The organism is Phyllobacterium sp. 0TCS1.6A (assembly GCF_026420825.1).
Classification (GTDB): Bacteria; Pseudomonadota; Alphaproteobacteria; order Rhizobiales; family Rhizobiaceae; genus Phyllobacterium.
The window spans coordinates 66,343-78,165 of sequence record NZ_JAPMAB010000005.1; the positions used below are offsets into that span (position 1 = coordinate 66,343).

The following is an 11,823-nucleotide window of genomic DNA, read 5'->3' on the forward strand; positions in this document are numbered from 1 at the left end:
TGAAGTTCATCTGACGCTGCTGCAATAATGTAGTGAACTTCAGATTCGGGTCACTAGCCGAACACCGATGCGCCGGCATCCGCGCGTCCCACCGCATTGCGGAAGGTGGCGAAAAGCTCGCGGCCCATGCCATAGCTGTTATGGCTGAGGTCGGGTTCCGGCAGCGGTCGGGCCGTCAGCACCTCGACAGATTCCAGCACCTCCAGCGTGCCGGTCTCGGCGTCGAGCCGGATGAGATCGCCGTCGCGTATCCGGCCGATGAGGCCGCCATCGAGCGCTTCCGGCGTTACGTGGATCGCCGCCGGCACCTTGCCTGATGCGCCCGACATGCGCCCATCGGTGACGAGCGCGACCCGATAGCCGCGATCCTGGAGCACGCCGAGCGCGGGCGTCAGCTTGTGCAGTTCGGGCATGCCATTGGCGCGCGGCCCCTGGAAGCGGACGACGGCGACGAAATCGCGTTCGAGCCTGCCTTCCTTGAAGGCATCCTGCAGCGCCGCCTGGCTCTCGAATACGAGCGCCGGCGCCTCGATCACATGGCGTTCCGCCTTGACGGCCGAGGTCTTTATGACGGCGGTGCCGAGATTGCCCCTCAGCATCTTCAGCCCGCCCGTCGCCTGGAACGGCTCGGCACAGGTGGAGAGGACCTTCTTGTCGGCGCTTTCCTTCGGAATAGGGACGCGGATCACGCCGCCATTCTCGCCGAGCTTGGCTTCGATCGTATAGGCGCGCAGGCCTTCATTGCCGCCCCAGACCGTCTTCACGTCCTCATGCAGCAGGCCGGCATCCAGCAATTCGCGGATGATGTAGCCCATGCCGCCGGCAGCGTGGAAATGGTTCACATCGGCAAGGCCGTTCGGATAGACGCGCGCCAGCAGCGGCACGACGTCGGAAAGGTCGGAAATGTCCTGCCAGGTCAGCTTGATGCCGGCAGCCGCCGCCATGGCGACGAGGTGCATCGTGTGATTGGTCGAGCCGCCCGTCGCGTGCAGGCCGACAACGCCGTTGACGACACTGCGCTCGTCGATCATCTCCCCGACTGGCGTGAATTCATTGCCGAGCGCCGTGATGGCCAGCGCCCGCTTCGCCGCCTCGCGGGTCAGGGCATCGCGCAGCGGCGTGCCCGGATTGACGAACGACGCGCCAGGCATGTGCAGGCCCATGATCTCCATCAGCATCTGGTTCGAATTGGCGGTGCCGTAGAATGTGCAGGTACCGGGGCCGTGATAGGACTTCGACTCCGATTCCAGCAAGGCGTCGCGGCCAACCTTGCCTTCGGCGTAGAGCTGGCGCGTCTTCGCCTTCTCGTCGTTCGGCAGCCCGGTCGTCATTGGCCCCGCCGGTATGAAAACCGCCGGCACATGGCCGAACGACAAGGCGCCGATGACGAGGCCGGGCACGATCTTGTCGCAGACGCCGAGATAGACCGCCGCGTCGAACATATCATGCGAAAGCCCGATAGCCGTCGCCATGGCGATGACGTCGCGCGAAAACAGCGACAGTTCCATGCCGGGCTGCCCCTGGGTAACGCCGTCGCACATGGCCGGCACGCCACCTGCAACCTGTGCGACGCCGCCGGCTTCCTTGGCCGCCTCCTTGATCAGTCGCGGATAGGTCTCGAAGGGCTGATGCGCCGAGAGCATGTCATTATAGGAGGTGATGATGCCGAGATTGGGCACGACATCGCCCGCCAGCGCAGCCTTGTCGGAAGGGCTGCAGGCGGCAAAACCATGGGCAAGATTGGCGCAGGCGAGGGCCGTGCGCTTGGGCTTGCGCGACGCCGCCTCACGCAAATGATCGAGATAGGTGTCCCGCGTCGGTTTCGATTGTTCCCGGATGCGGTTGGTAATGCTCTTTATCCGCTGTGTAACGGTCATGGTCGGCTCCTAGTGGTGTTGCCCGGACGTTGGGAGCATTCCGGGCATTCACGCTGCTGGCGCCTATGGCGCCCAGAAAATTTCGAGATTGACGGGCTCGTGCCGCAAAACCGCGCGAATGGGCATCTCTTCCGTTCTGCCTTCGCCCAGCGCCCGATCCAGCGTCGTCATCTTCCCGTCGCCCTCGATATGCAGAACGACAAGCCCGGCGCTGACGATCAGCGGCAGCGTCAGTGTCAGCCGCGGCTCTTCCGCACCGCTCGCCTGCATCGGCAGTACCGGCGCTTGCTGGTCCGCTGCGATCGCATCCGCGAGCCGGTCGCCGCCGGGAAAGAACGAGGCCGTGTGGCCGTCATTGCCCATGCCGAGGATCACGACGTCGAACGGCCGCCTGATCCGGCCAATGGCCTCCGCCGCGGCTTTCGCGCCGGCGGCAATATCGGCTGCGGGATTGTAGAGGCCAACGAAACCAGCCTGCGCCGCCCTGTTCTGCAGCAATGTATCACTGACGAGCTTCTGATTCGACCGGTCGCTGTCCGGAGCGACAAATCGCTCGTCGACCAGCGTCACCGTGACCTTGCTCCAGGGGACGTCCTTCTCGGACAGCCTGCGGAAGAAACGCGCCGGGGTGGAGCCGCCCGATACGGCGATGACGGCCTCGCCATGGTCCCTGCAGGCGGCGGTCAGCCGGTCCGCGACGGAAACCGCCAGGGCATCTGCCAGCGCATCGCCATCGGAAAAGCTCTTCAATCGCGGATCGCTCGTCATCGGTCTCGTCTCACTCCGGTTCATGCCAGGTGCGGCTGTCGCGCTCGATCAGGGCGATCGACGCGGACGGCCCCCATGTGCCGGCCGTATAGGTGGCCGGCGGCTGTTCCGTTTCCGCCCAGGCCTTGAGGATCGGGTCGATCCAGCGCCATGCGGCGACGACTTCGTCCCGGCGCATGAACAGGGTCTGGTTGCCGCGCACCACATCCATCAGCAGCCGTTCATAGGCATCGGGATTGCGCACCTTGAACGACTCGGCAAAGCTCATGTCGAGCGGTACATGGCGCAGCCGCATTCCACCCGGGCCCGGGTCCTTGATCATCATCCACTGCTTCACGCCTTCATCCGGTTGCAGGCGGATCACCAGCTGGTTCGCGACGACGCGGCCGGCGCTCTCGCCGAATATCGAATGGGGGATCGGCTTGAACGAAACCACGATCTCCGACGCGCGGGTGCCAAGACGCTTGCCGGTGCGCAAATAGAAGGGCACGCCGGCCCAGCGCCAATTGGCGATTTCGGCTTTTATGGCGACGAAAGTCTCGGTATTGCTGGCGCTTCCGAGCTCATCCAGATAGCCTTTCACCGCACCGCCCGCCGAGGCGCCGGCCCGATACTGGCCGCGCACGGTGAGAACATCCGCATTGGTGGAATTGATCGGGCTGAGCGAGCGAAGCACCTTCAGCTTCTCGTCGCGGACCGCATCCGCATCCATCGATGCGGGCGGCTCCATCGCCACGAGGCAGAGCAACTGCATGATATGGTTCTGCACCATGTCACGAAGCGCCCCCGCCTTGTCGTAATAGCCGGCGCGGCCCTCGAGGCCCACCGACTCCGCCACGGTTATCTGCACATGGTCGATATGGGCCGAATTCCACAGCGGCTCGTAGAACGCATTGGCAAAGCGCAGGGCCATGAGGTTCTGCACCGTTTCCTTGCCGAGATAGTGGTCGATGCGGAAAATCTGCTGCTCGTTGAACACGTGACCGATCGTATCGTTGAGCGCGATGGCGGATTCGAGGTCGCGGCCGATCGGCTTTTCGACGATGATGCGCGTATTGTCGGTCACGAGCTTGTAGCTCTTCAGGCGGCTCGCAATATCGCCGAAGAGCGAGGGGCTGACGGCCAGATAGAACGCACGAATACGCTTATTGTCATTGCCGATCGCTGCCTTCAGCTCTTCCCAGCCATTTTCGGAAGTGGCATCGACAGCGACATAGGACAGGCGCTTGATGAATTGATCCACCTGCTGCTTGTTATACTCGTCGGCCTTGACGAATTCCTTGATCGCCGCCTGCGCGAACTTGCGATATTCCTCGTCCGACATCGGCGTGCGCGATGCCCCGATGATGCGGGTCGGCTCCGAGAGCTGGCCGTCGCGCTGGCGCTGGTAGAGGGCCGGGATGAGCTTGCGCTCGGCTAGATCGCCGGTGCCGCCGAACACGATGCAATCGAAAGGGTCGACCGGGATAATCTGACTAGTCATGGATAGGTCTCGCTATGCCTGATTTACGTTGCCGAATGCCGCGCTCCGCCACGCGGCCTATATAATCTAATCGATTTAAAATGACCAGACCCGAATTGGTCTCCTGCGTCAAAATGGATTTGCTTCATTCACCATTCCGTCTACGATTCGAGCGATCATGGTGGCGATGGTACAGAACCAGCCCCGCAGGACAAGCGCATTCGTGCCGGCCGCCATGGGAACGTTTTAGCGCTGCACGATAAAGGTTCAGTGTCAGAAAGCATGAAGGAGACAGGAAAAATGACCCGGCTGGCAGGAAAAACCGCGATCATAACCGGCGCGGCCTCCGGATTTGGCGAGGCCATGGCGCGGCGTTTCGCGGAGGAGGGTGCCAGTGTCGTGGTGGCGGACCGCAATCTGCTCGGCGCCGAGACGGTCGCCGGCGACCTTGGCGGGAAGGCGCTTGCCGTTCACGCCGATGTGACGCGCAAGGACGATATCGACACCATGGTCGAAGCGGCGATGCAGCGCTTCGGCCAGATCGACATCCTCGTCAACAATGCCGGCTTCTCGCACCGCAACGGCTCGATGCTCGGCGTCGACGAGGAGACATTCGATCTCATAGGCGCCGTGAACATGAAATCGATCTACTATTCGACCCAGGCCGTCGTGCCGATCATGGAGCGGCAGGGAAGCGGCAATATCATCAATATCGCCTCGACCGCCGGCCTGCGTCCGCGGCCCGGCCTCGCCTGGTACAGCGCCTCCAAGGGTTGGGTGATCAATGTGACCAAATCGATGGGCGTGGAACTCGCCCCGAAGGGCATCCGCGTCAATTGCCTCTGCCCGGCCGTCAGCGAAACGCCGATGCTTGGTCTCTTCCTCGGCGAGGATACGCCGGAGCGCCGGGCGCAGTTCAAGGCGTCGATCCCGCTCGGCCGCTTTGCCATGCCGCAGGATGTGGCAAATGCGGCGCTATACCTTGCTTCCGACGAAGCTTCCTACGTGACCGGCGTGGCGATGGAGGTCGATGGCGGCCGCTGCATCTGAGCCCCCGCCATTCTTGAATAGCGCGCTCCGTGGTCTACATTGAGGTCGTAGCTCCTTACCCCACCCCTTGGGCACCAGGCTAAAGGAAATTCCCATGACTTCAAAACCCGTATGGTTCATCACGGGCTGCTCGACCGGCTTTGGCCGGGAGCTTGCCCTCCACACGCTTTCGCTCGGCTACCCGACGGTGGTAACCGCGCGCAACCCGGCGCAGGTCGAGGATATTGCCGCAAGGCACGGCGAAAACGCCCTCGTTCTCAAACTCGATGTCACCAATCCCGACGAGGTCCGGGCTGCCGTCAGGCAGGCGGAAGAGCGTTTCGGCCGCATCGACGTGCTCGTCAACAATGCCGGAATCGGCTATTTCGGCTCGCTGGAAGAGAGCGACATCGCCGAAGCCCGCAAGATGTTCGACATCAATGTCTGGGGCCTCATGGACATGACCCGCGCGGTGCTGCCGCTCATGCGCAGGCAGCGCTCCGGGACCGTCGTCAATATTTCATCGATCGGCGGGCTCCGCGGCTTTCCGGCCGTCGGCTTCTACAATGGCACCAAATTCGCCGTCGAGGGGCTGTCGGAATCCTTGTCGAAGGAAGTCGCGCATCTGGGCATCAAGGTGCTGATCGTCGAACCGAGCGGTTTCCGCACGGATTGGGCGGGGCGCTCGGCAAATGAAGCGCCCCAGACCATCGATGACTACAAGGCGTCCGCCGGCGAGCGCATGAAGGCGCTGCGCGAACAGAGCGGCAACCAGCCGGGTGATCCGGTGCGGGCGGCGCAGGCGATCGTCAAGGCCGTGGAGGCGGACAAGCCGCCGCTGCGCCTGTTGCTGGGCAAGATGGCGTTCGATGGAGCGCATGAGAAGATCGCCGAGATGCAGCGTGACTTCGAGGCATGGGCGGAAACCAGCGTCGGAGCCGACGCGCCGAAGGCCTGATCCGCGCGGGCGGCGAACATGCACAATTTTCGCCGCCCCGCCTCCCATCGGCCCGGAATATGCGCTATCATCCTGTCACCGCAATAAAAACTGGTGATTGATGCCTTCCCAAACTCCTGACAAGAAGCCCCTGCGCACTCCGGCAGTTCGGCGGCGCACGCCCGCCTATGTCAAGGCAACACGCGGTGTAAGGAACTGGCGCGAGGCCGCCGAATGGCTGGCCTGGCGGGATATCGAGGACATCGAGTGCATCACGCCCGACCAGGCGGGCGTTGCGCGCGGCAAGATGATGCCGTCGAAGAAATTCACCTCAAACACGTCGCTCGCCCTGCCGTCGGCCGTATTCATGGCGACGATTTCCGGCTCCTATCCGGAGGATGGCCACGGTTTCGCCTATCCGGAAGATGATGGCGATCTGAAGCTCATGCCTGACCTGTCGACGCTGTCGGTGGTGCCCTGGGAGAGCGATCCGACGGCGCAGGTGATCTGCGACCTCGTCAACAAGGAGGGCCAGGCGGTCGAGTTTACCCCGCGCAACGTGCTGAAGCGCGTCGTCGCGGCCTATAACAGGAAGGGCCTGAAACCCGTCGTCGCACCCGAGATCGAATTCTACCTGGTGCGCAAGAATCCCGACCCCGATTATCCGTTGACGCCGCCCGTGGGCCGCTCCGGACGCGCCATCGGCGGCGGGCAGGGCTATTCGATCGCGGGCGTCAACGAATTCGACGAACTGATCGACGACATCTACCACTTTTCCGAAAGCCAGGGCCTCGAGATCGATACGCTGATCCACGAGGAGGGCGCGGCGCAGCTCGAGATCAACCTGCGCCATGGCGATCCGATCGAACTCGCCGACCAGGTTTTCCTGTTCAAGCGGACGATCCGCGAGGCGGCCCTCAAGCACGACATGTATGCGACCTTCATGGCCAAGCCCATCCAGGGCCAGCCGGGGTCGGCCATGCACATCCACCAGTCGATCGTCGAGAAGAAGACCGGCCGCAATGTGTTCTCCAATGCCGACGGCTCCGAGAGCGAAGCGTTCCGCCACTTCATCGGCGGCATGCAGAAACATGTGCCCTCGGCGCTCGTCATGTTCGCGCCTTATGTGAACTCCTATCGGCGCCTGACACCGGCGGCTTCGGCCCCGGTCAACGTCAAATGGGGCTATGACAATCGCACCACCGCCTTTCGCGTCCCACGTTCGGACCCGGCGGCGCGGCGCGTCGAAAACCGTATCCCGTCGTCCGATGCCAACCCCTATCTGGCACTGGCGGCATCGCTTGCCTGCGGCCTGATCGGCATGGAAAACCGCATCGAGCCGGATGCGCCGGCTTCCATCACCGTCAATGACAGCCTGATAGAACTGCCGCGCGGACTGATCGAGGCGACGCTGCTGTTCGAACAGGACAGCGACCTGCTTGCCGTGCTCGGTCAATCCTTCGCCACGACCTACGCGGCGATCAAACGGGCGGAATTCGAGACGTTCATGGAGGTCATCAGCCCCTGGGAACGCGAATTCCTGCTGCTGAACGTCTGACCGTTCCAGACGCATGACGCCGCGCCGGAAATCGAGACGGAAGTTTTGACCATGCCCTATCAGTCACCGATCTCCCCTGGCGTCTCATGGTATGAAGCGACAATCGCCGACCGGCCGCGCTATCCGAGGCTGGACGGGTCGCGCCGGGCGGATGTCGTGATTGTCGGTGGCGGCTTTACCGGTCTTTCCGCGGCGGTGCATCTTGCCGAGGCCGGCGCCGATGTGGTCCTGCTCGAGGCCCATCGCGTCGGCGATGGCGCGTCGGGCCGCAATGGCGGCCAGCTCGGCACCGGCCAGCGCGCCTGGGCGGAGGAACTTGAAGCGCAATATGGGCTGACCCGCGCCCGGATGCTGTTCGATCTGGCGGAAGAGGCCAAGGCGCATCTGCTCGAATTCGCGCAAAGCCGGTCGATCGACATCGAATATGTGCCGGGCCAGATGTCGGTGGTGCACAAGCCGCGCTATCTGAAACATTACCGCGCGCACGCCGAAATCATGGCCGAGCAGTTCGGCTATCGCCATATTCATTACATGGACGCGGACGAAACGGCGCGCAGGCTCGGATCGACGCGCTATCTCGGCGGTCTCTATGATGCCAATACGGGCCATATCCAGCCGATGAAGCTGGTTATCGGTACCGCGCGGGCGGCAGCCGCCGCGGGCGCGGCCATCCACGAGGAGACGCCGGTCACGAACATGGCGTCAGGGCCGGCGGGCGTGACGGTCGAGACCGGCTACGGCACGGTAACTGCCGACAAATGCCTGCTCGCCGTCAATGCCCATGGCGGCAAGCTCGAACCGGTCAGCGCAGCGCATGTCATGCCCATCCGTTCCTTTATCGGCGCGACGGTGCCGCTGGGTGACGATAGTCCGGTGCTGCCGGGCGGCGAGAGCGTCGACGATTCCCGCTTTGTCGTACGCTATTTCCGCCGGGCGAAGGACGGCCGGCTGCTTTTCGGCGGCCGCGAGGCCTATACCGCCGACAATCCGCGCGACATCAGCACCCATATCCGCCGCCAGATCGCCGAGATCTACCCGCAGCTCGCCGATGTCGAGATGACCGAGGCCTGGGGCGGCTCGGTCGGGATAACCATGCCACGGCAGCCCTTCGTCCGCGAAGTCATGCCCAATGTGATCTCCGCAGGCGGATATTCCGGCCATGGCGTGATGCTGTCCAATTTCGTCGGCAAGCTCTACGCGGAGACGGTGGCCGGCAATCGCGATCGGCTGAAACTGTTTGAAGAGCTGAAGGTCCCGGCTTTCCCGGGCGGGCGGACATTCCGCGCGCCGCTGCTGTTCCTGGCTCTGAGCTGGTACGCCCTGATGGACCGGATCTAGTGGATCAGACTTTCCGCAGGATGACGCTTCCCGCCGAATAGCCGGCGCCGAACGAGCAGATGACGCCGATGCTGCCATTGGCCAGGTCGTCGGAATATTTCGAGAAGGCGATGATGGAGCCGGCCGAGGACGTATTGGCATAGTCCTGCAGGATGTTCGGCTGCTCGCCCGGTTCCGGCTGCCGTCCGAGCACCTTGACGCCGATCAGGTCGTTCATCCCCTTATTGGCCTGGTGCAGCCAAAGCCGGGAAAGATGCGCCGGTGCGATGTTCTCGTCGGCGAGATGGGTCAGGATCAGCTCCGCGACCATCGGCACGACCTGCTTGAAGACCTTGCGGCCCTCCTGGCGGAACAGCATGTCGCGCCGGTCCGTCATATGTCCCTCGCGCGTGCGGCGGAGGAAGCCGTTATTGTTGCGGATATTGTTGGAGAACTGCGTGATGCAGCGGGTGGACAGGATCTCGAAGCTGCCTTGCGCTTCGGCGAGATCGGCGCGCTCCAGCAGCAATGCGGTACAGACGTCGCCGAAAATGAAATGGCAATCGCGGTCGCGCCATTCGAGATGTGCCGAGCAGATCTCGGGGTTCACGATCAGGATCGCTCGCGCCGAGCCGGAACGGATCATGTCGGCCGCGGCCTGTATGGCGAAGGTCGCCGAGGAGCAGGCGACATTCATGTCGAAGCCGAACCCGCCGATCCCGAGCGCCTGCTGGACCTCGATGGCGATGGCCGGATAGGCGCGCTCATGGTTGGAGGCGGCGCAGATGACCGCATCGACCTGTGCCGGAACCCGCCCGGCGCGCTTGAGAGCAATGCCGGCGGCGGACAGGGCCATTTCCGCCATCACCGAAAGTTCCTCGTCGCTGCGTTCCGGCAGGACAGGATGCATGATCTGCGGATCGAGAATGCCCTTCTTGTCGAGGACGTGGCGCCGCTCGATACCCGAGGCTCGCACGATGAAATCCTCGTCGGACATGGCGATGGCCTGGCGGGTTCCGGCGGCGATTTCGTCGGCGTAGCGCCGGTTCTCGTTTTCCGCGTAGCTGTTGAAAGCCTTCACCAGTTCCGCATTGCTGATGGTTTGTTCGGGCGTGAATACGCCTGTACCGCTGATGACGACCTTGTGCATGGCGTTTTCCGGATTTGATGCCTTTGCCAAGCGATAGAGCAAAGAACGGGCAAAGGGAACCCGTGCACGGACAGCAAAGGCAGGCACAGGCAAAACCGCCCGCGATTGCTCGCGGGCGGTTCAGTGCGTCGTGGCTGGCCCAGACCGAACCAGAGAAGGCGACGCCGCACTATTGCCTTGTAACGACCACCGGTATGAGCAGGTCTCCCCAGTTGCCATCGCCGCCATGGTGACGGGCCGAGCGGACGAGTTCCACCGAAACGCCGGCATCGACGGCCTTCATCACGGACTGGTTCAGCCGGTGCAGATCATTCGCCACCATGCGGATGACAGCCTGCTGGTCGGTATTCATAAGCGAGGCCTGTTCTTCGGCCCGTTCCTTTACGCGTGTCTGCGGTGCCATGATCGTGTACCTCCTTTACTCGGCTGCCGGACGGAATTGTGCGGTTTCGGTCGATTCCTTCATTGCTGTCGTGGAAGACTGTCCTCCGGTTATGGCCATCGAGACCGCATCGAAATAGCCCGTGCCGACTTCCCGCTGATGTTTGGTCGCGGTGTAGCCATTGGCTTCCGCCGCAAATTCCGCCTCCTGGAGCTCCGAATAGGCCGACATCTGCCTGTCCTTGTAGCCTCGCGCCAGCTCGAACATGCCGAAGTTGAGCTGATGGAAGCCCGCCAGCGTGATGAACTGGAACTTGTAGCCCATCGCCCCGAGCTCGCGCTGGAACTTGGCGATCGTCGCCTCGTCCAGATGCTTCTTCCAGTTGAAGGAAGGCGAGCAATTATAGGCAAGGAGCTTGTTCGGGTGTTCCTTGCGCACGCCCTCGGCGAAACGCCGTGCCTGTTCGAGATCCGGCTTCGAGGTCTCGCACCAGATCAGGTCCGCATGCGGAGCATAGGCGATGGCCCGCGCAATGCAGGGTTCGATGCCGTTCTTGACCTGGTAGAAGCCCTCCGTCGTCCTGCCGGCATCGTAATCGACGAATGGCCGGTCGCGCTCGTCAATATCCGAAGTCAGGAGCTTGGCCGCCTCGGCATCGGTGCGCGCGATGACCAGCGTCGGCGTTCCCATGACGTCCGCTGCCAGCCGCGCCGCGTTGAGGTTGCGGATATGGGCCGCGGTCGGAATGAGAACCTTGCCGCCGAGATGCCCGCACTTCTTCTCCGATGCGAGCTGGTCCTCGTAATGAACGCCGGCCGCGCCCGCCTCGATGAAGGCCTTCATGATCTCGAAGGCGTTCAATGGCCCGCCGAAGCCCGCTTCCGCATCGGCAACGATGGGCGCGAACCATGTGTCGACGGAAAGGCCTTTTCCCTCGGCCGTTTCGATCTGGTCGGCGCGCTGCAAGGTGCGGTTGATCCGCTTGGTCAATTCCGGCGCGGCATTGGCAGGATAGAGCGACTGGTCCGGATACATGGCCGAAGCCGTGTTGGCATCGGCGGCAACCTGCCAGCCGGACAGATAGATCGCCTTCAGGCCCGCCCGCACCATTTGCATCGCCTGATTGCCCGAAAGGGCACCCAGTGCATTGACGAAACCTTCCTCATGGATGAGCTGCCAGAGCCGGTTTGCACCATTCTCCGCCAGCGTGTGCCTGATCTGGACCGAACCGCGCAGGCGTTTCACGTCTTCTGGCGTGTAAGGGCGCTGAATGCCCTCGAAACGGTCTGCGGGCGCACTCGGAACTAGATTGTAAAAATCAGTCATCATTCTCTCCATTCGGA

At 63.0% G+C, this 11,823-nt stretch carries 10 protein-coding genes; 4 read left to right on the forward strand and 6 right to left on the reverse strand.

The annotated features are described in order from the left end of the window. Positions 1–53 precede the first annotated feature (53 nt). From edd to zwf, 3 genes are all read right to left on the reverse strand, one after another. Complete coding sequence (gene edd, locus OSJ75_RS12650; protein ID WP_250015274.1) at positions 54–1,877, reverse strand: phosphogluconate dehydratase; 1,824 nt, start codon at positions 1,875–1,877, stop codon at positions 54–56. Positions 1,878–1,940: 63 nt separating this feature from the next. After that, complete coding sequence (gene pgl, locus OSJ75_RS12655) at positions 1,941–2,645, reverse strand: 6-phosphogluconolactonase (protein ID WP_267228329.1); 705 nt, start codon at positions 2,643–2,645, stop codon at positions 1,941–1,943. A gap of 10 nt (positions 2,646–2,655) precedes the next feature. Then, positions 2,656–4,128 carry a glucose-6-phosphate dehydrogenase gene (zwf, locus tag OSJ75_RS12660; RefSeq protein ID WP_267228330.1) on the reverse strand — a complete coding sequence of 491 codons (1,473 nt, stop codon included), beginning with the start codon at positions 4,126–4,128 and terminating at the stop codon, positions 2,656–2,658. A 279-nt stretch (positions 4,129–4,407) separates the two neighbouring features. Between zwf and OSJ75_RS12665 the strand changes: the two genes are divergently transcribed. The 4 genes from OSJ75_RS12665 (at position 4,408) to OSJ75_RS12680 (ending at position 8,969) form a co-directional block, all read left to right on the forward strand. Next, positions 4,408–5,157: an SDR family oxidoreductase gene (locus OSJ75_RS12665; protein WP_267228331.1), complete on the forward strand. Its 750-nt coding sequence runs from the start codon at positions 4,408–4,410 to the stop codon at positions 5,155–5,157. 94 nt (positions 5,158–5,251) lie between these two features. Continuing rightward, the gene (locus OSJ75_RS12670) at positions 5,252–6,094 is read left to right on the forward strand and encodes an oxidoreductase (RefSeq protein ID WP_267228332.1); all 843 of its coding nucleotides are present in this window, start codon (positions 5,252–5,254) and stop codon (positions 6,092–6,094) included. Positions 6,095–6,194: 100 nt separating this feature from the next. Continuing rightward, positions 6,195–7,631 carry a glutamine synthetase family protein gene (locus OSJ75_RS12675; RefSeq protein WP_250015266.1) on the forward strand — a complete coding sequence of 479 codons (1,437 nt, stop codon included), beginning with the start codon at positions 6,195–6,197 and terminating at the stop codon, positions 7,629–7,631. Between the two features lie 51 nt (positions 7,632–7,682). Beyond that, the gene (locus tag OSJ75_RS12680; RefSeq protein ID WP_267228333.1) at positions 7,683–8,969 is read left to right on the forward strand and encodes an NAD(P)/FAD-dependent oxidoreductase; all 1,287 of its coding nucleotides are present in this window, start codon (positions 7,683–7,685) and stop codon (positions 8,967–8,969) included. Positions 8,970–8,973: 4 nt separating this feature from the next. Here the strand turns inward: OSJ75_RS12680 and OSJ75_RS12685 are convergent, their stop codons facing one another. The 3 genes from OSJ75_RS12685 to aceA all read right to left on the reverse strand — a co-directional run bounded on the left by OSJ75_RS12685 (position 8,974) and on the right by aceA (position 11,806). After that, positions 8,974–10,098, reverse strand: coding sequence for a beta-ketoacyl-ACP synthase III (locus OSJ75_RS12685; protein WP_267228334.1), 1,125 nt, complete (start codon positions 10,096–10,098; stop codon positions 8,974–8,976). A 169-nt stretch (positions 10,099–10,267) separates the two neighbouring features. Beyond that, positions 10,268–10,501, reverse strand: coding sequence for a hypothetical protein (locus tag OSJ75_RS12690; protein ID WP_250015263.1), 234 nt, complete (start codon positions 10,499–10,501; stop codon positions 10,268–10,270). Between the two features lie 15 nt (positions 10,502–10,516). Beyond that, positions 10,517–11,806 carry an isocitrate lyase gene (gene aceA, locus OSJ75_RS12695; protein WP_267228335.1) on the reverse strand — a complete coding sequence of 430 codons (1,290 nt, stop codon included), beginning with the start codon at positions 11,804–11,806 and terminating at the stop codon, positions 10,517–10,519. Between the last annotated feature and the right edge of the window lie 17 nt (positions 11,807–11,823).

Excerpts from the sequence above, each read along its gene's own strand:
- OSJ75_RS12680 (WP_267228333.1), top strand. The coding sequence starts at position 7,683 with ATGCCCTATCAGTCACCGATCTCCCCTGGCGTCTCATGGTATGAAGCG.
- OSJ75_RS12675 (WP_250015266.1), top strand. The coding sequence starts at position 6,195 with ATGCCTTCCCAAACTCCTGACAAGAAGCCCCTGCGCACTCCGGCAGTT.
- OSJ75_RS12665 (WP_267228331.1), top strand. The coding sequence starts at position 4,408 with ATGACCCGGCTGGCAGGAAAAACCGCGATCATAACCGGCGCGGCCTCC.
- OSJ75_RS12690 (WP_250015263.1), bottom strand. The coding sequence starts at position 10,501 with ATGGCACCGCAGACACGCGTAAAGGAACGGGCCGAAGAACAGGCCTCG.
- zwf (WP_267228330.1), bottom strand. The coding sequence starts at position 4,128 with ATGACTAGTCAGATTATCCCGGTCGACCCTTTCGATTGCATCGTGTTC.
- pgl (WP_267228329.1), bottom strand. The coding sequence starts at position 2,645 with ATGACGAGCGATCCGCGATTGAAGAGCTTTTCCGATGGCGATGCGCTG.
- edd (WP_250015274.1), bottom strand. The coding sequence starts at position 1,877 with ATGACCGTTACACAGCGGATAAAGAGCATTACCAACCGCATCCGGGAA.
- OSJ75_RS12670 (WP_267228332.1), top strand. The coding sequence starts at position 5,252 with ATGACTTCAAAACCCGTATGGTTCATCACGGGCTGCTCGACCGGCTTT.
- OSJ75_RS12685 (WP_267228334.1), bottom strand. The coding sequence starts at position 10,098 with ATGCACAAGGTCGTCATCAGCGGTACAGGCGTATTCACGCCCGAACAA.
- aceA (WP_267228335.1), bottom strand. The coding sequence starts at position 11,806 with ATGACTGATTTTTACAATCTAGTTCCGAGTGCGCCCGCAGACCGTTTC.